This is a genomic window from Salipiger sp. H15, assembly GCF_040409955.1.
In the GTDB taxonomy this organism is placed as follows: domain Bacteria; phylum Pseudomonadota; class Alphaproteobacteria; order Rhodobacterales; family Rhodobacteraceae; genus Salipiger.
In genome coordinates this window covers 1,513,710-1,530,179 of record NZ_CP123384.1, presented here as the reverse complement: position 1 = coordinate 1,530,179, position 16,470 = coordinate 1,513,710, and the positions used below count along the sequence as shown (strand labels likewise).

Sequence of the window (16,470 nt, the reverse complement as noted above, 5' to 3'; positions counted from 1 at the left end):
ATCGCTTCAGCTGATGCGGAAATTCTCACCAAGGTAAACGCGCCGCACGTTTTCGTTCTGGACCACTTCGGCGGGGGTTCCGGACATCAGCACCTGCCCATCGTGGAGGATGTAGGCGCGGTCCACGATCTCTAGCGTCTCGCGAACGTTATGGTCGGTGATCAGCACGCCGATGCCACGCTTCTTCAGGTCGGCGACGAGATGGCGGATGTCACCGACGCTGATCGGGTCGACCCCGGCGAAAGGCTCGTCGAGCAGCAGGTACTTGGGATTCGCGGCAAGGCAGCGTGCGATCTCGACACGGCGCCGCTCACCGCCCGAAAGGGCCAGCGCGGGCGCCCGGCGCAGGTGCTCGATCGAGAAGCCGCCCAGCAGTTCCTCCAGCCGCTCGCGGCGGCGGTGGCGGTCGCTCTCGGCGATGTCGAGCACCGCGGCGATGTTGTCCTCGACCGACAGGCCGCGGAAGATCGACTTCTCCTGCGGCAGGTAGCCGATGCCGAGCCGCGCGCGGCGGTACATCGGCATGAAGGTCACGTTGCGCCCGTCGATGGTGACCTGCCCGCCCTCGGGGTTCACCAGCCCGGCAATCGAGTAGAAGGTGGTGGTCTTGCCGCAGCCGTTCGGCCCGAGCAGCGCGACGACCTCGCCCCGGTCGAGCTTGAGCGACACGTCGCGGATGACCGTGCGCTTGCGGTAGCTCTTGCGCAGGTGATCGACCCGCAGGCCCTGGCTGCCTTCGGTCACTGTAAGTTGGGGGCGTGCCATCAGTTCTGTCCTTGCCCGCTGCCGCCCTGGTTGATGATCGTCTGGACCCGCCCGGCCATCTGGGCCGTCCCGTCCCGGAGGTTCACCACCATCCGTTCGGAGGTCAGCGCGTTGCTGCCCTGCGTGAGCAGGACCTTGCCGGTCATCACCACGGTGCCGGCGTCGATGTCGTAGTCGGCGCGCTCGGCCTCGGCGGCTTCCTTGCCGCTGACCAGCGTGACGCCGCCGGTCGCCTCCATGCGCTGGATCCGCCCCTGCTCGCCGTTCTGGCCCTCGGCGTAGACGATCAGCACGCGCGGCGCGGCAAGGCGCATCTCGCCCTGCCCGATCACCACGTCGCCGGTGTAGAGCGCGGTGCCGTCGCCCTGGTTCACCTCCAGCTGGTCCGCGGTCACCTCGACCGGGGCGCTGGTGTCCTGGGTCATGCCGCCAAACGCGACCTGCGTGCCCTGCGCCGCGGCAAGGCCGGCCCAGGCAAGTAGCGCAATCGTCGTTATGGCGGTGCGGACCATGATGAACTCACTCTCGTTTCGGATCGTATATCAGCTTCACGCCATCCGTGAAAAGCAGTTGCACGTCATTGCCTTCCGCAGAGGAAGTGATTTTCAGCCGACCGGCGGTGAACGAGCCCGCGGGACCCTCGCCGCTGACCGGCGCGAGCGTCTCGGCGTCGATCCGGTCGAGCGCGGTGCGCATCTTCTCGGTCTCCATCACGTAGCCGGTCGAACTGGTGATGCGGACCTTGTCCTCGAGCAGCGCCCCCTCCCCGTCCTCGCGGATCGTCGCGAGGTCGGCGTCGAGCGTCAGGCGGCTGCCATCCGCCATGTCCATCGTGGCCGAAAAGGCGTCGGCCTCCAGCTCGCCGCTCGAGCCGGCGATCGGTCGGGCGCGTGCGGCGGTCATGGTGATCGCGTCGCCCCGCGCCGTGGTCCCGGCGTAATGCGGCGCCTGGACGGCGGCGGAATCCGGCACGCTGCCCTCGGCAAAGGGCAGGTCCTGCGAGGTCTGCGAGCCGCGCGACAGCAGGAACAGCGTCGACAGCGAGGCCAGCGCCACGAGCGGCAGCAGGATCTTCAGCCAGGCAATCAGCCTCGAATATGTGTCGCCGCGCTGCACCATCGGTCAGACATGCGCAAAGATGTCGGTGTCCGGCCAGCCGGCGAGGTCGAGCTTCGCGCGGGTCGGAAGGAAGTCGAAGCAGGCCTGGGCAATCTCGGCACGACCTTCGCGCGCGAGCATGGCGTCGAGCACCTCGCGCAGCCGGTGCAGGTGCAGCACGTCCGAGGCCGCGTAGTCGAGCTGCGCGGGTTTCAGCTCGGGCGCGCCCCAGTCGCTCGATTGCTGCTGCTTCGAGATATCGACCCCGAGCAGCTCATGGGTGAGGTTCTTCAGCCCGTGCCGGTCGGTGTAGGTGCGCACCAGCCGGCTGGCGATCTTGGTGCAATAGACCGGCGCCGCAAGCGCGCCGAAGCTCTGGAAGAGCACGGCGATGTCGAACCGGCCGAAGTGGAAAAGCTTCAGCACCTGCGGATCCTCGAGCAGGCGGCAGAGGTTCGGGGCCACGTCCTGGCCGCGGGCGATCTGCACGAGATGCGCGTCGCCGTCGCCGCCCGACAGTTGCACGACACAGAGCCGGTCGCGGTGCGGGTTGAGCCCCATGGTCTCGCAATCGATCGCCACGACCGATCCGAGATCGAGCCCGTCCGGCAGGTCACCCTGGTAGAGATGGTTCGCCATGATGGCCCTTTCGCTTCCCGCTCATCCGCATGCCCGCACATAGGCCCGTGCCGGGCGCCATGCAACCGCGCCAGCCACGACAATGCCGCCACATTCCGCCCGGACCACCCCGAAAATATGACGCCTTTGGCGCGTCATGAGGCACATTCTGGGCGCTCCGGTGAAGTGATTCGGCACGGCATCTCGCGGAATGCCCAGCATTGTAACATTTCGTGAGCTTGAGCGCTCACCCATGGCGTGTCCCTCCTGGCGATCCCGCGAACGGGCCTCCCGCCTCCGGCCTTCCACCGCCGCGCCCCTCTCCCCGCAGAGCGCCCGGGACCGACTGTTTCCGCCAGAAGCTGGCGCAGATGGCCCTCCCACCAGCCATTGACCACGTCGCGGCGACAAGTGAACGCCACTCTCCCGACTTAACGGACATTTAGGACAATCGCACGCGGCGCCCGCCGCGAACTGTTTCCGGTGCCGCCGCAGAGCGGGCAATTCGGCGGTGGTGAAACTCCCGCAATCCCCGCCGGCAAACCGCCCTGACCGGCTCCCCGACCCAGCGATCCCGCCCGGCGATCCGATCGGGTTCGCCCCCTACCCGTTCGCCCCGAAGTTGCACTCCAAAGGTTCAGTTGACGACAAGTCTAAGCAAATGCATAACCATTCCTGTCGGCGGAAGAGCCTTATTTCCGCCACATCTCGGCACTTGGGGTTGGTGCTTCCACTTTTGGGAGTGTTTGTGAGTCTGCTGACGTTCGTTCGGAACTGACACTCGGACATGGTCGGAAAAAGCGTTTCGCATTGCCCTGCGGGCTGTGCGCCGGGCGTCCGCATGCCGAGTTTCCGGAGAAGTCGCGTGCCGCCTTGCATTGCTTCCGTCGATGTACCTCGAGGAGGTCGACATGACGACGCATGCCCGCCAACCGCTTGCCGCGGTGGTCGAATTCGAGAAGCTGGTGGATGAGACGCTGCTCGGCGCGTCGCGTGCCGTGGCCTACCGCGCCCTGTTCAAGCGCCTGCTCGACGTGAGCATCGTGCTGATCCTCGCGCTGCCGTCGCTGCTGATCATCCTCGGCTGCGCGCTGCTGATCGCCCGCGACGGCCACTCGCCCTTCTACTTCCAGAAGCGCGTCGGCCAGAACGGCCGCGTGTTCCAGATGTGGAAGCTGCGCTCGATGCTGCCCGATGCCGAGCGCCTGCTCGTCGCCCACCTGCAGTCGGACCCGCGGGCCCGCGCGGAATGGGAGCACAACCAGAAGCTGCGCAAGGATCCCCGCATCACGCCGATCGGCCGCATCATCCGCAAGAGCTCGATCGACGAGCTGCCGCAGCTGTGGAACGTGCTGCGCGGCGAGATGTCGCTCGTCGGTCCGCGCCCGATGATGGTCGAGCAGCGCGCGATCTACCCGGGAACAGCCTATTACGCGATGCGCCCCGGCATCACCGGCTTCTGGCAGACCTCGGTGCGCAACGAGTCGAGCTTCACCGAGCGCGCCCGTTTCGACAGCGACTACCTGCGCGACATGTCCCTGGCCACCGACCTCAAGGTCCTGCTGCGCACCGTGCAGGTGGTCTGGACCGGCACCGGCTGCTGAGCGGCCACCGCTGATCGGCAAGGAAAAGGGCGCCCCGGTTTCCCGGGGCGCCCTTCGCATTTTCGAACCCGTGCGAGACGATCAGCCGTTCGGCAGGATCACGATCTCGACGCGGCGGTTCTGCTGCTTGCCTTCCGGCGTCAGGTTCGACGCGATCGGCTGCGCTTCGCCGCGGCCGATGGCCTGCACGCGGTAGGAGGGCACGCCCTGCTGCATCAGCAGCGAGGCGACCGAGGACGCGCGGCGCTGCGAGAGCGACTGGTTGTACTCTGCCGAGCCGTCGCTGTCGGTGTGGCCGATGACCTGCACGGTGGTGTTCGGGTATTCCAGCAGGCTGCGGCCGACGGTCGCGATGTCGCCCTGCAGATCGGGGCGCAGCGAGGCGCTGTCGGTGGCGAAGAGGATGTCCTGCGGCATGGTCACGATCAGGCGGTCACCGGTGTTGGTGATGCCGACGTTGTTGCCAAGCTGCTGGCGGAGCGCCGCTTCCTGCTTGTCGAGGTTGTTGCCGATCAGGCCGCCCGCGATGGCACCCGCGGCGGCACCCGCCAGCGCGTTCTTCACCGCGTCGTTGTTGTTGCCACCGATGGCACGGCCGGCAACGGCGCCGCCGAGCGCGCCGATCATCACGCCGTTCTTGGCCTGGCGGTTGGGGTCGTTGACGTCAGTACAGGCGGTCAGCGCCATCGCGGCTGCAAGCGTCAGGAATACAGTGGTCTTTGCCCGGAACATGGATTGCCTCGTGTCCTCGTGTCGTTGGCCCAAGGATGGGTGTGACCACAGTTATAGTGTCCCGGAAGGAGAGGCCAATGGCCGCATGCACACATTGTTGGCAAGTCTCCGCCCATGGCTGCAACATGGCGCGGTCAAACCGCCGCCTCCTCCGCCTCGAGCCGCGCCGCCTCCCAGGCGAGGATCGCGCGCTTGACCGGCAGGCCCCAGTGATAGCCGCCGAGCCCGCCGGACTTGCGCAGCGCCCGGTGGCAGGGGATCAGCCACGACACCGGGTTGCGCCCCACGGCGGTGCCGACGGCGCGCACCGCGCGCGGGCTGCCGATGGCCTCGGCGATTTCGGAATAGCTGGTGACATGGCCCGAGGGGATGCGCATCAGCGCCTCCCAGACCTTGATCTGGAAGGGCGCGCCGATGAGGTAGATCGGCACCTCGCCCTCCTGCTGCGTGCCGAAGGCGGTCAGCACCCAGGGGCGCAGGAACATCGGGTCCTCGACGAACTCGGCATGCGGCCAGCGCGAGATCAGGTCGCGGAAGGTCTCCTCCGCGCCCGCCTCGGCGGCGAAGCCCATGCCGCAGATGCCCTTCTCGGTGCCCATGACCAGCGCCGGGCCGAAGGGGCTTTCGAACCAGCCCCAGAAGATCGTCAGCCCCGCGCCGCCGCGGGCGAAGTCGCCGGGGCTCATCGCCTCCCAGCGCAGGAAGAGGTCGTGCAGCCGCCCGCCGCCCGAGAGCCCCGCCGCATGCGCCGTCTCGAGCGTCGAGAAGCGCTCCGACAGCAGCGCCTTGGCGTGGCCGAGCGCGAGATATTGCTGGAAGCGCTTCGGAGAGACCCCCGCCCAGCGGGAGAAAAGGCGCTGGAAATGCGCCGGGCTCATGTCCATCTCGGACGCCAGCCGCTCGAGCGTCATCTGCGGGCCGCCCGCGTCGATGAGCTCGATCGCGCGGCGCATGACGTTGAAGTGGTAGCCCTGTTCGGCAAGCTCGCCCATCGCGGCCTCCTGATGCTCTTTGTTCCCGGAATAGCGGAAATCGGGCCCGGCACGCGACCCGAATGTTGCGCAAGCGGCGCGGGCGGGATTTGCGTATTTGGAAAGAGAAGAAGCCGGACTTGCGGGAAATGGCCCGGCGTTGCATAGCTCCGTCATGGCCAAGCAGCTCGATTATCACACGATCCGCGAGATCTTCACCCGCTTCCACGCCTCCGAGCCGGAGCCGAAGGGAGAGCTCGACCACGTCAACGCCTACACGCTGGTGGTGGCGGTGGCACTCTCGGCGCAGGCGACCGACATCGGGGTGAACCGCGCGACGCACGAGCTCTTCAAGATCGCCGACACGCCCGCGAAGATGCTCGCCCTCGGGGAAGACGCGCTGATCGAGCATATCAAGACGATCGGGCTCTTCCGCAACAAGGCCAGGAACGTAATCAAGCTCTCGCAGATCCTCGTCGAGGAGTACGGCGGCGAGGTGCCCTGCTCGCGCGCGGCGCTGGAAAGCCTGCCGGGCGTCGGGCGCAAGACCGCCAACGTGGTGCTGAACATGTGGTGGCACTACCCGGCGCAGGCGGTGGACACGCATATCTTCCGCTTCGGCAACCGCTCGGGCGTCTGCCCGGGCAGGGACGTGGTCGCCGTCGAGCGCGCCATCGAAGACAATATCCCCGTGGATTTCCAGCAGCACGCGCATCACTGGATGATCCTGCACGGGCGCTACACATGCGTCGCGCGCAAGCCCAAGTGCGGGGCCTGCCTGATCCGCGACCTCTGCCAGTTCGAGGAAAAGACCCTATGAAGAAGTACCAGGTTGTCGGCATCGGCAACGCCATCGTCGACGTGCTGACCCGGGCGGATGACTCCTTCCTCGAGCACATGGGCATCACCAAGGGCATCATGCAGCTGATCGAGCGCGAGCGCGCCGAGCTGCTCTACGGTGCCATGGAGGGCCGCGTGCAGGCGCCGGGCGGCTCGGTCGCCAACACGCTCGCCGGGCTCGGCAACCTCGGGCTGCGCACCGCCTTCATCGGCCGGGTGCATGACGACGCGCTGGGGCGTTTCTACGCCGAGGCGATGGCGAAGGACGGCACCGATTTCGTCAACCCGCCGGTGCCGGGCGGCGAGCTGCCGACCTCGCGCTCGATGATCTTCGTCTCGCCCGACGGCGAGCGCTCGATGAACACCTACCTCGGCATCTCGGCCGAGCTGGGGCCGCAGGACGTATCCGAGGAGGTGGCCTCCGAGGCCGAGATCGTCTTCCTCGAGGGCTATCTCTTCGACAAGGACAAGGGCAAGGAGGCCTTCATCCGCCTTGCCCGCGCCTGCCGCGCGGCGGGGGGCAAGGCCGGGATCGCCATCTCGGACCCGTTCTGCGTCGAGCGTCACCGCGAGGATTTCCTGCAGCTCATCGAGCACGAGATGGATTACGTGATCGGCAACGAGGCCGAGATCCGCTCGCTCTACCAGGACAACTCGCTCGAGGCCGACCTCGCGCGCGTCGCGGCAATCTGCCCGCTGGTGATCTGCACCCGTTCGGGTGACGGCGTGACGATCATCCAGGACGGGGTGAGGACCGACGTGCCGGTGACCAGGATCGTGCCCGTCGATGCCACCGGCGCGGGCGACCAGTTCGCCGCGGGCTTCCTCTACGGGCTGGCGACCGGCACCGACATGGCGACCGCGGGCCGCATGGGCACCGTGGCGGCGACCGAGGTGATCAGCCACATGGGGCCGCGCCCCGAGGCCAGCCTGCCCGGGCTCTTCCGCGAGGCCGGGCTCATCTGAGCCCCCTGCCCGCCCAACGGAAAACGGCGTCCCCGCGGGGACGCCGTTTTTCTTTGGCGTGCCGAAAAGAGGCTCAGTGCGCCTCGGCCCAGTTCCTGCCCTGACCGGCGTCGACCACCAGCGGCACGTCGAGCTTGACCACCGGCTCGGCGGCGCCCTCCATGACCTCGCGCGCGGTGGCGATGAGCTTCTCGACGCCTTCCTCGGCGACCTCGAAGATGAGTTCGTCGTGCACCTGCAGCAGCATCTTCGCGGGCTGACCCGCGATGGCGGCGGGCATGCGGATCATCGCGCGGCGGATGATGTCCGCCGCCGTGCCCTGAATCGGCGCGTTGATCGCGGCGCGGCGGGCAAAGCCGGACTGCGGCCCCTTGGCGTTGATCTCGGGCGTGTGGATGACCCGGCCGAACAGCGTCTCGACCCGGTCATGCTCGCGGGCAAAGGCGATGGTCTCGTCCATGTAGGCCTTGATGCCCGGGAAGCGCTCGAAGTAGCGGTCGATGAAGGCCTGCGCCTCGCCGCGCGGGATGCGCAGGTTGCGGGCAAGGCCGAAGCCCGAGATGCCGTAGATGACGCCGAAGTTGATCGCCTTGGCGCGGCGGCGGATGTCCGAGGTCATCTCCTCCATCGGCACGCCAAACATCTCGGAGGCGGTCATCGCGTGGATGTCCTGCCCGTCGCGAAACGCCTGTTTCAGCGCGTCGATATTCGCCATGTGCGCGAGGATGCGCAGCTCGATCTGGCTGTAGTCCAGCGACACGATCACCTTGCCCTCGGGCGCGACGAAGGCCTCGCGGATGCGCCGGCCCTCCTCGGAGCGCACCGGGATGTTCTGCAGGTTGGGATCGGTCGAGGCGAGACGCCCGGTGTTGGCGCCGGCGATCGAGTAGGAGGTGTGCACGCGCCCGGTCTCGGGGTTGATGTGCTCCTGCAGCGCATCGGTGTAGGTCGATTTCAGCTTCTGCAACTGACGGTAGTCCAGCACCCGCGCGGCGAAGTCATGCTCGGTGGCCAGATCCTCGAGCACCTCGGCAGGGGTCGACCAGGCGCCGGTCTTGGTCTTCTTGCCGCCCTCGAGCCCCATCTCGGCAAAGAGGATCTCGCCGACCTGTGCCGGGGAGTTGACGTTGAACGGATGGCCCGCAAGCTCGTGCAGTTCTGCCTCGAGCCCCGCCATCTTCTGCGCGAAGGCGGTGGACATGCGCGAGAGCGTGCCCCGGTCCACCTGCACGCCCGCCATCTCCATCTCGGCCAGCACCGGCACCAGCGGGCGCTCGGTGCCCTCGTAGACGCGGGTGACGCGGGCCTGGTGCAGGCGCGGCTTCAGCAGCTTCCACAGGCGCAGGGTGATGTCGGCGTCCTCGGCGGCGTATTTCACCGCCTCCGCGATCGGCACGCGGTCGAAGGTGATCATCTTCTTGCCCGAGCCGAGCAGGTCCTTGATCGGGATCGGCACATGTCCGAGGTAGCGCTCCGAGAGCGTGTCCATGCCATGCCCGTGCAACCCGGCGTGCAGCGCGTAGGAGATCAGCATGGTGTCGTCGATCGGCGCGACGTCGAGGCCGTAGCGCGAGAGCACCTTGGCATCGTATTTCATGTTCTGGCCGATCTTCATCACCGCCGGATCCTCGAGCAGCGGCTTCAGCAGGTCGAGCGCCTGCTGCAAGGGCATCTGCCCCTCGGCCAGCTCGTCCGAGCCGAAGAGGTCCGCCTCGCCCTCCGCCGCGCGATGCGCCAGCGGGATGTAGCAGGCCTTTCCCGGTTCGATCGCCAGCGAGACGCCGACGAGATCGCAGGTCATCTCGTCGAGCCCCGTGGTCTCGGTGTCCACCGCCACCCAGCCGCGCTGGCGGGCCTGCGCGATCCAGGGCGCGAGATCGGCGGCGCTCTTCACCCAGGTGTAGGAGGCGGGGTCGATCGGCGGCATCTCGGGCGCCTCGGGCGCCGCGGTGCCCGGGGCGGCGGCGGCCACGGGCTTCGGCTCGGTGATCGCCGGGGCCTCGGCGCCGAGCGAATTGGCGATGCGCTTGGTCAGCGTGGTGAATTCCATCTCGGCGAGGAAGGGCAGCAGCACCTCGGGATCGGGCTCCTTCACCTCGAGATCGTCGAGGGTGAAGTCGAGCGGCGTGTTGCAGTCGAGCTGCACGAGGCGCTTCGAGAGCTCGATCTGGTCGCGCTTCTCGATCAGCGTCTCTCGGCGCTTGGGCTGCTTGATCTCGCCGGCGCGGTCGAGCAGCTCCTCGAGCGAGCCGAACTCGTTGATCAGCAACGCGGCGGTCTTGATGCCGATCCCGGGCGCGCCCGGCACGTTGTCGACCGAATCCCCGGCCAGCGCCTGCACGTCGACCACCCGCTCGGGGAAGACGCCGAACTTCTCGAAGACCCCGTCGCGGTCGATGCGGCGGTTCTTCATCGCGTCGAGCATCTCGACCCCGTCGCCGACCAGCTGCATGAGGTCCTTGTCCGACGAGATGATGGTGACGCGCCCGCCCGCCTCGCGCGCCTGGCAGGCGAGCGTGGCGATGATGTCGTCGGCCTCGTAGCCCTCGAGCTCCTTGCAGGCAATGTTGAAGGCCAGCGTGGCGCGCCGGGTCAGCGGCATCTGCGGCCGCAGGTCCTCGGGCATGGCCTCGCGGTTGGCCTTGTAGAGGTCGTACATGTCATTGCGGAAGGTGTGGCTGCCCTTGTCGAAGATCACCGCCACGTGGGTCGGCGCATCGGCGCCCGAGCTGTCCTCGACGTATTTCTGCAGCATGTTGCAGAAGCCGCTGACCGCGCCGATCGGCAGCCCGTCGGACTTGCGGGTGAGCGGCGGCAGCGCGTGGTAGGCGCGGAAGATGAAGGCCGATCCGTCGATCAGATGCAGGTGGCAGCCCTTGCCGAACTGGGTCATGGTGGCGTCTCCTTGGCCTTCGCGCTTTTGCAAGGGTTTGCCATGGGCGGGCGCAGGGTGCCAGAGGAGATCACGCGGCACCGGCGGATCGGGCGCTCCGCCCCCGCCGGGCAAGGGGCGCCGGGCTTTGCGGAGGGGGGCGCTGCCCCCGTCCGCTGACGCGGACTCCCCCGGGATATTTCCGACATGTGGAAGCCGGGATGCGGCGCGGGCTCAGCCGCTGCCGATGAGCACCCCCGCCGCCAGCACCAGCGCGCCGCCCAGCACCACCTGCAGCGCGGCGCGGAAGAACGGCGTTTCCATGTAGCGGTTCTGGATCCAGGCGATGGCCCAGAGCTCGAAGAAGACGATAACCCAGGCGATGAGCGTCGCGGTCCAGAAATGCGGGATGAGGTAGGGCAGCGCGTGGCCGAGCCCGCCGAGCGCCGTCATCACCCCCGAGGCGATGCCGCGCTTGAAGGGCGAGCCGCGGCCCGAGAGCTCGCCGTCGTCCGAGGCGGCCTCGGTGAAGCCCATGGAGATGCCCGCGCCGACCGAGGCGGCAAGGCCGACGAGGAAGGTCGTCCAGGTGTCCTGCGTGGCGAAGGCGGTGGCGAAGATCGGCGCGAGGGTCGAGACCGAGCCGTCCATCAGCCCGGCGAGCCCCGGCTGCACCCAGGTCAGCACGAACTGCCGGTGCGCCATGCGGTCCTCGGTCTCGCGCGCCGCGCCGTTCAGGTGCTTCTCGACCAGTTCCCCGGCGCGCTCCTCGTGGCCGGCCTCGGCGGCGGCGAGATCGCCGAGCAGCTTGCGCGTCGCGGCGTCGCTGCTGCGCTTGGCGGCCTCGAGGTAGAAGCGCTCGGCCTCGCGCTCCATGCCTTCGGCCTCGTCGCGGATGCGCTCGAGCGGCAGGTTCTGCACCAGCCAGACCGGGCGGCGCGCGTAGAAGCCGGCCACGTGCTCGCGCCGGATCAGCGGAATCACCTCGCCGAAGCGCATGCGGTGCAGGCTGATCAGGGCGCGGCGATGGCCGTCCTCCTCCTCGGCCATGCCGTCGAAGATCGCGGCGGTGTCGGGATATTCGGCGCGCAGCCGCTCGGCGTAGGATCGGTAGATGCGGGCGTCGTCCTCTTCCGAGGAGATCGCCAGCGCGAGCACCTCCTGCTCGCTGAGATCGCGGAAGTGGCGCCGCTGGGTGAAGAATCGCATGGGGCCTCCGGGCCTTCGGATACTTTAGAACGATTCCAATCTATCGGTCCCTGCCGCGGAGGCAAGCCGTCAGAATGCCCCTGCTTCCGGTATCTTGCTTGCCTGAACTGAACCGTGCGGTTTAAGCTTGTCCGGACAAGGGAGCTGCCTGATGGGGACCGAAACGGCCGGCGTGCGCCGCGGGCGCAAGTTCGAACAGGTGCTGGAAGGTGCGCGCAGCGTCTTCCTGCGCGACGGGTTCGAGGGGGCCAACGTGGATGACATCGCCCGCGCGGCGGGTGTCTCCAAGGCGACGCTCTACAGCTACTTCCCCGACAAGCGCCTGCTCTTCATGGAGATGGCCAGCCGGCAATGCGCGCTGCAGGCCGACGAGGCGATGCTGACCATCGACCCGAGCCAGCCGCCCGCCGCGGTGCTGCCGCTGGTCGCCCGCAGTTTCCTGAAGTTCGTGCTCTCGGAGATGGGACAGCGCATCTTCCGCATCTGCATCGCCGAGGCAGACCGCTTTCCCGACCTTGGCCGGCAATTCTACCAGAGCGGGCCGATGACCATGCACAGCAAGCTGGTGAACTACCTCGCCGCCGCCCGGGAGCGCGGCGAGGTCGATGTCGAGGATCTGGAACTCGCCGCCGACCAGTTCACCGAGCTCTGCAAGGCCGGTCTCTGGACGCGCTGCGTCTTCGGCGTGGCCGAGGCGCCGGGCGAGGCCGAGATCGCCCGCACCGTCGACGGCGCGGTGGCCACCTTCCTCGCCCGCTACGGCTGCTGAGCCGGGCTCAGTCGAGCCGCCGCACCAGCATCTGGTTGCCCGGGCCGCGCTTGGTCTCGAAGACCTTGAGCTCGTCCACCAGGTCCGAGAGCTTGCGCTTGCCGTAGCTGCGCGTGTCGAAATCGGGGTTGGCCGCGGTGATGAACTGGCCGAGCTGGCCGAGCGTGTACCAGTCGTCTTCCTGGTCGATCGCGTCCATGGCGGTGAAGATCAGGTTGCGCGCATCCTCGAGGCTGCCGGATTTCTGCGGCTTGATGCCCGCCGCCTTTTCCGGCGCGCTGTCGAGGTTCTCGAGGAAGATGAACCGCTTGCAGGCCTTGCGGAAGGCGTCGGGGGTCTTCTGCATGCCCATGCCGAAGACATCGAGCCCCTGCTCGCGGATGCGGCTCGCAAGCCGGGTGAAGTCGCTGTCGGAACTCACCAGCGCGAAACCGTCGAACCGGCCGGAATGCATGAGATCCATGGCGTCGATCACCAGCGCGATGTCGCTGGCGTTCTTGCCCACGGTATTGGCCGGCTGGTGGTGCGGCACGAGGCCGAACTCGGCGGCGATCTTCGACCAGCCCGCCATCTGCTGGCTGGAAAAATCGCCGTAGCAGCGCCGCACGCTTGCCTCGCCGATGCTGGCCAGTTCGTCGAAGATCGCCTTGGCGTATTTCGGCGAGGTGTTGTCGGCGTCGATCAGGACCGCCAGCAGGCGGGTGTCTTCTCGCATGGTCCACTCCTTCGCGGGTCAGTTGCCCGCAAGCGTCTTGTACATGACCAGCGCATCCACGTCGCCCTGCTCGGGGTGGTGGAAGGCGCCGGGAAGGCGGCCGATGATCTCGAACCCGGCGCGCTGCCAGGTGTCGACGGCGCGGCGGTTGGTCGAGACCACGAAGTTGTACTGCATGGCGCGGAAGCCGAGCTTCGGCGCGATCTCCAGCGAATGCGCCAGCATCCGCCGGGCCACGCCGCGGCCGCGCGCCTCGGCGGCGGTGACGTAGCCGCAGTTGCAGACATGCGAACCGCCGCCCTTCTGGTTGCGCACGATGTAGTAGGTGCCGAGCAGCCGGTCGCCGTCCGACACCACGAAGACCCGGCGCTCGGGCCCGGTCCAGTAGGCGATCGCCGCCTCGCGCGAGATGTCGCGGTCGATGGCATAGGTGTCGCCGGCGCGGAACACAGGCTCCAGCATCTGCCAGACCGCCTCGGCGTCCTCGGGCGCATAGGCGCGCAACTCGAGCGTTTCGCTCATCAGCTTTGTCCTTCGGTCTCGATGCGGATGATCTCTCCGCAATGCTTGCAATGGATGGCGTCGGCGTCATGGAGCCGCAGCCCGCAGGTCTCGCAGGTCTTGCGCACCTTCGGCGGCCGGAACAGCACCTGCGCGAGGCGCAGGAAGAGCGTGACGCCGCAGATCATCACCACGACCGAGATCACCCGGCCCCACGACCCTTCGAGGGTGATGTCGCCGTAGCCGGTGGTGGTGAGCGTCGTCACGGTGAAATAGAGCGCGTCGGCGTAGTTGTTGATGTCGGGGTTGGTCTTGTACTGCAGCGCGTAGACGAGCCCGGTCATCACGAAGAGGAAGACCATGAGGTTGACCACCGCGACGAGCACGTCCTCGTTCTGGCGGAAGAAGCGGAAATCCTCGCGCAGACGCTTGCTGAGCTGGTAGGTGTGCAGGAGCCGCAGCGTGCGCAGCACCCGCAGGAAGCCCAGCCCCTCCCCCGCCAGCGGCGCGAGGAACGACACCATCGAGACGAGGTCGGCCAGCGTCGCCGGGCTGAACAGGAAGGCCGGGCGCTTCGGCGCGATCCAGAGCCGCGCGAGGAAGTCCGCCAGGATCACCAGGCCGAAGGCGATGTCGAAGATCTCGACGATGCGGCCATGCGAGGTGAAGGAGGTGGCGATGACGAAGAGGACGGTGAAGATGTCGAAGCCGAGCAGCACGTAGCGGAAGCGGTGCGCCTCGTCGCTGTCACCCTCGTAGAGTTCCCTCAGCTTGTCGCGCAGGCCCATGTCCGCGTTCCCCGTTCCGGCATAAAGAAGCTATAGGGTGGCGCGGGACTCCCGGCAAGCCAGGCGCCCGCCGGGAGAATTTTCATGCCGGTCCGACCGGCGCGCGGCTCAGTATTCCACCACCGCGCGGATCGACTTGCCCTCGTGCATCAGGTCGAAGCCGTGGTTGATCTCCTCGAGCTTCAGCTTGTGCGTGATCATCGGGTCGATCTCGATCTTGCCGTCCATGTACCAGTCGACGAATTTCGGCACGTCGGTGCGGCCCTTGGCGCCGCCGAAGGCGGTGCCCTTCCAGACCCGCCCGGTGACCAGCTGGAACGGGCGGGTCGAGATCTCGGCCCCCGCCGGCGCCACGCCGATGATCACCGACACGCCCCAGCCGCGGTGCGAGCATTCGAGCGCGTCGCGCATCACCTTGACGTTGCCGGTGGCGTCGAACGAGTAGTCGACGCCGCCGATCTGGTCGGCGCCCTTCTTCGTCATGTTGACGATTTCCTGCACCACGGTGCCCTCGATCTTCGACGGGTTGACGAAGTGGGTCATGCCGAACTTGCGGCCCATCTCGGCCTTGGAGTCGTTGAGATCGACGCCGATGATCATGTCGGCGCCCGCCATGCGCAGGCCCTGGATCACGTTGAGCCCGATGCCGCCAAGGCCGAAGACCGCCGCGGTCGAACCGATCTCGACGCCCGCGGTGTTGATCACCGCGCCGATGCCGGTGGTGACGCCGCAGCCGATGTAGCAGATCTTGTCGAAGGGCGCGTCATCGCGGACCTTGGCGAGCGCGATCTCCGGCATCACCGTGTGGTTGGCGAAGGTCGAGCAGCCCATGTAGTGATAGATCGGCGTGCCATCGAGCATCTTGAAGCGGGTCGTGCCGTCCGGCATCAGCCCCTGGCCCTGCGTGTTGCGGATCGCGGTGCAGAGGTTGGTCTTGCCCGAGAGGCACGACGGGCACTGGCGGCACTCGGGGGTGTAGAGCGGGATGACGTGGTCGCCGGGCTTCAGCGTGGTGACGCCCTCGCCCACCTCGATGACCACACCCGCGCCCTCGTGGCCGAGGATGCAGGGGAAGATCCCCTCGGGGTCGGCGCCGGAGCGGGTGAACTCGTCGGTGTGGCAAAGCCCGGTGGCCTTGATCTCGACCAGAACCTCGCCGGCCTTCGGCCCGTCGAGTTCGACTTCCATGATTTCGAGCGGTTTGCCGGCCTCGAGGGCGACGGCTGCACGGGTTCTCATGTCCCTGTCCTTCCTGCTGGGGGTTCGCTTGCCCGCACCTAGCTACGCAACCCCTTCATCCGCAAGCAGTTTTGCGGCGCAATCGATCATATTCGCGACAGCGCGCCCGCCGCCGCCGCTCTTTCATCTTTCCCAAAATACTCAAAAACCGACGCAACCATCCGCGCCGGCAAACGGAAAAGGGCCCCGCCGTTGCCGGCAGGGCCCAGTCATCTCCCGCGGGGAGAGATGGAATTATTCGGCGTCAGCCAGAGCTTCTTCGGCTTCGAGGCGGGCCTTGTCGGCTGCGCCCTTGGCCGAGACGTCGCGGTCGACGAACTCGATGATCGCCATCGGAGCCATGTCGCCATAGCGGAAGCCGGCTTTCAGGATACGGACGTAGCCGCCCTGACGCTCTGCGTAGCGCGGGCCGAGCACTTCGAAGAGCTTGGCAACGTGCATGTCCTGCTTGAGCTGCGCGGCAGCCTGACGGCGGGCGTGGATGTCGCCGCGCTTGCCGAGGGTGACGAGCTTCTCCACGACGCGGCGGAGTTCCTTTGCCTTGGGCAGGGTGGTCTTGATCTGCTCATGCTCGATGAGCGAGCCGGCCATGTTTGCCCACAGCGCCTTGCGGTGCTCGTGGGTACGGTTCAGGCGGCGGTAACCTTTTGCGTGACGCATTTTCTATCTCCAGATACGTGTTTTGCTTTGTCCGGGATCCCTTGCGTACGGGACCCTCACCTTGGGGCCGGTGGCCCGAATTCACGAGGCACGGGGCATGCACATGTCATGCACACCCCGTGC

At 67.4% G+C, this 16,470-nt stretch carries 17 protein-coding genes; 4 read left to right on the top strand and 13 right to left on the bottom strand.

Annotated features, from left to right (window positions below; all coding sequences use genetic code 11):
* Positions 1 to 6 precede the first annotated feature (6 nt).
* The 4 genes from lptB to PVT71_RS07505 are packed head-to-tail and all read right to left on the bottom strand — an operon-like array spanning position 7 to position 2,502.
* Positions 7 to 765, bottom strand: coding sequence for an LPS export ABC transporter ATP-binding protein (gene lptB / locus PVT71_RS07520; RefSeq protein ID WP_353471177.1), 759 nt, complete (start codon positions 763 to 765; stop codon positions 7 to 9).
* Positions 765 to 1,277: an LptA/OstA family protein gene (locus tag PVT71_RS07515; protein ID WP_353471176.1), complete on the bottom strand. Its 513-nt coding sequence runs from the start codon at positions 1,275 to 1,277 to the stop codon at positions 765 to 767. The genes lptB and PVT71_RS07515 overlap by 1 nt, the downstream gene beginning before the upstream one ends.
* Before the next feature lie 7 nt (positions 1,278 to 1,284).
* The gene (lptC, locus tag PVT71_RS07510; RefSeq protein WP_353471175.1) at positions 1,285 to 1,884 is read right to left on the bottom strand and encodes an LPS export ABC transporter periplasmic protein LptC; all 600 of its coding nucleotides are present in this window, start codon (positions 1,882 to 1,884) and stop codon (positions 1,285 to 1,287) included.
* 3 nt (positions 1,885 to 1,887) lie between these two features.
* A complete protein-coding gene (locus tag PVT71_RS07505) occupies positions 1,888 to 2,502 on the bottom strand; it encodes a ribonuclease D (protein WP_353471174.1) in 615 nt (204 codons plus the stop codon).
* 890 nt (positions 2,503 to 3,392) lie between these two features.
* Between PVT71_RS07505 and PVT71_RS07500 the strand changes: the two genes are divergently transcribed.
* The gene (locus PVT71_RS07500; protein ID WP_353471173.1) at positions 3,393 to 4,085 is read left to right on the top strand and encodes a sugar transferase; all 693 of its coding nucleotides are present in this window, start codon (positions 3,393 to 3,395) and stop codon (positions 4,083 to 4,085) included.
* Between the two features lie 81 nt (positions 4,086 to 4,166).
* Here PVT71_RS07500 and PVT71_RS07495 read toward each other — a convergent pair whose 3' ends face one another.
* On the bottom strand, positions 4,167 to 4,817 hold the full coding sequence (locus PVT71_RS07495) for an OmpA family protein (protein ID WP_353471172.1): 651 nt from the start codon (positions 4,815 to 4,817) through the stop codon (positions 4,167 to 4,169).
* 134 nt (positions 4,818 to 4,951) lie between these two features.
* Entirely contained in the window at positions 4,952 to 5,809 is an 858-nt protein-coding gene (locus PVT71_RS07490; protein ID WP_353471171.1) for a bifunctional helix-turn-helix domain-containing protein/methylated-DNA--[protein]-cysteine S-methyltransferase, read from the bottom strand.
* Between the two features lie 154 nt (positions 5,810 to 5,963).
* Between PVT71_RS07490 and nth the strand changes: the two genes are divergently transcribed.
* Positions 5,964 to 6,608 (top strand): endonuclease III, encoded by a 645-nt coding sequence (nth, locus tag PVT71_RS07485; RefSeq protein ID WP_353471170.1) that lies wholly within the window; start codon positions 5,964 to 5,966, stop codon positions 6,606 to 6,608.
* Positions 6,605 to 7,594, top strand: a complete 990-nt coding sequence (locus PVT71_RS07480) for an adenosine kinase (RefSeq protein WP_353471169.1) — start codon at positions 6,605 to 6,607, stop codon at positions 7,592 to 7,594. The genes nth and PVT71_RS07480 overlap by 4 nt, the downstream gene beginning before the upstream one ends.
* Positions 7,595 to 7,667: 73 nt before the next feature.
* On the opposite strand, the gene polA is transcribed toward PVT71_RS07480, so the two are convergent.
* On the bottom strand, positions 7,668 to 10,487 hold the full coding sequence (gene polA / locus PVT71_RS07475) for a DNA polymerase I (RefSeq protein WP_353471168.1): 2,820 nt from the start codon (positions 10,485 to 10,487) through the stop codon (positions 7,668 to 7,670).
* A 213-nt stretch (positions 10,488 to 10,700) separates the two neighbouring features.
* Positions 10,701 to 11,675, bottom strand: a complete 975-nt coding sequence (gene mbfA, locus PVT71_RS07470; protein ID WP_353471167.1) for an iron exporter MbfA — start codon at positions 11,673 to 11,675, stop codon at positions 10,701 to 10,703.
* Positions 11,676 to 11,826: 151 nt separating this feature from the next.
* Between mbfA and PVT71_RS07465 the strand changes: the two genes are divergently transcribed.
* A complete protein-coding gene (locus tag PVT71_RS07465) occupies positions 11,827 to 12,444 on the top strand; it encodes a TetR/AcrR family transcriptional regulator (protein ID WP_353471166.1) in 618 nt (205 codons plus the stop codon).
* Between the two features lie 7 nt (positions 12,445 to 12,451).
* Here the strand turns inward: PVT71_RS07465 and PVT71_RS07460 are convergent, their stop codons facing one another.
* From PVT71_RS07460 to rplQ, 5 genes are all read right to left on the bottom strand, one after another.
* Positions 12,452 to 13,159: an NYN domain-containing protein gene (locus PVT71_RS07460; RefSeq protein WP_353471165.1), complete on the bottom strand. Its 708-nt coding sequence runs from the start codon at positions 13,157 to 13,159 to the stop codon at positions 12,452 to 12,454.
* Positions 13,160 to 13,177: 18 nt separating this feature from the next.
* On the bottom strand, positions 13,178 to 13,681 hold the full coding sequence (locus tag PVT71_RS07455) for a GNAT family N-acetyltransferase (protein ID WP_353471164.1): 504 nt from the start codon (positions 13,679 to 13,681) through the stop codon (positions 13,178 to 13,180).
* Complete coding sequence (locus PVT71_RS07450; RefSeq protein WP_353471163.1) at positions 13,681 to 14,448, bottom strand: potassium channel family protein; 768 nt, start codon at positions 14,446 to 14,448, stop codon at positions 13,681 to 13,683. Before PVT71_RS07450 ends, PVT71_RS07455 begins: the two co-directional genes overlap by 1 nt.
* A 108-nt stretch (positions 14,449 to 14,556) precedes the next feature.
* Positions 14,557 to 15,687 carry an S-(hydroxymethyl)glutathione dehydrogenase/class III alcohol dehydrogenase gene (locus PVT71_RS07445; RefSeq protein WP_353471162.1) on the bottom strand — a complete coding sequence of 377 codons (1,131 nt, stop codon included), beginning with the start codon at positions 15,685 to 15,687 and terminating at the stop codon, positions 14,557 to 14,559.
* A 234-nt stretch (positions 15,688 to 15,921) separates the two neighbouring features.
* Entirely contained in the window at positions 15,922 to 16,347 is a 426-nt protein-coding gene (rplQ, locus tag PVT71_RS07440) for a 50S ribosomal protein L17 (RefSeq protein ID WP_095881763.1), read from the bottom strand.
* Positions 16,348 to 16,470: the final 123 nt, after the last annotated feature.

Coding starts and splice junctions, on each gene's coding strand:
- lptB (WP_353471177.1), bottom strand. CDS start 765: ATGGCACGCCCCCAACTTACAGTGACCGAAGGCAGCCAGGGCCTGCGG.
- PVT71_RS07515 (WP_353471176.1), bottom strand. CDS start 1,277: ATGGTCCGCACCGCCATAACGACGATTGCGCTACTTGCCTGGGCCGGC.
- lptC (WP_353471175.1), bottom strand. CDS start 1,884: ATGGTGCAGCGCGGCGACACATATTCGAGGCTGATTGCCTGGCTGAAG.
- PVT71_RS07505 (WP_353471174.1), bottom strand. CDS start 2,502: ATGGCGAACCATCTCTACCAGGGTGACCTGCCGGACGGGCTCGATCTC.
- PVT71_RS07500 (WP_353471173.1), top strand. CDS start 3,393: ATGACGACGCATGCCCGCCAACCGCTTGCCGCGGTGGTCGAATTCGAG.
- PVT71_RS07495 (WP_353471172.1), bottom strand. CDS start 4,817: ATGTTCCGGGCAAAGACCACTGTATTCCTGACGCTTGCAGCCGCGATG.
- PVT71_RS07490 (WP_353471171.1), bottom strand. CDS start 5,809: ATGGGCGAGCTTGCCGAACAGGGCTACCACTTCAACGTCATGCGCCGC.
- nth (WP_353471170.1), top strand. CDS start 5,964: ATGGCCAAGCAGCTCGATTATCACACGATCCGCGAGATCTTCACCCGC.
- PVT71_RS07480 (WP_353471169.1), top strand. CDS start 6,605: ATGAAGAAGTACCAGGTTGTCGGCATCGGCAACGCCATCGTCGACGTG.
- polA (WP_353471168.1), bottom strand. CDS start 10,487: ATGACCCAGTTCGGCAAGGGCTGCCACCTGCATCTGATCGACGGATCG.
- mbfA (WP_353471167.1), bottom strand. CDS start 11,675: ATGCGATTCTTCACCCAGCGGCGCCACTTCCGCGATCTCAGCGAGCAG.
- PVT71_RS07465 (WP_353471166.1), top strand. CDS start 11,827: ATGGGGACCGAAACGGCCGGCGTGCGCCGCGGGCGCAAGTTCGAACAG.
- PVT71_RS07460 (WP_353471165.1), bottom strand. CDS start 13,159: ATGCGAGAAGACACCCGCCTGCTGGCGGTCCTGATCGACGCCGACAAC.
- PVT71_RS07455 (WP_353471164.1), bottom strand. CDS start 13,681: ATGAGCGAAACGCTCGAGTTGCGCGCCTATGCGCCCGAGGACGCCGAG.
- PVT71_RS07450 (WP_353471163.1), bottom strand. CDS start 14,448: ATGGGCCTGCGCGACAAGCTGAGGGAACTCTACGAGGGTGACAGCGAC.
- PVT71_RS07445 (WP_353471162.1), bottom strand. CDS start 15,687: ATGAGAACCCGTGCAGCCGTCGCCCTCGAGGCCGGCAAACCGCTCGAA.
- rplQ (WP_095881763.1), bottom strand. CDS start 16,347: ATGCGTCACGCAAAAGGTTACCGCCGCCTGAACCGTACCCACGAGCAC.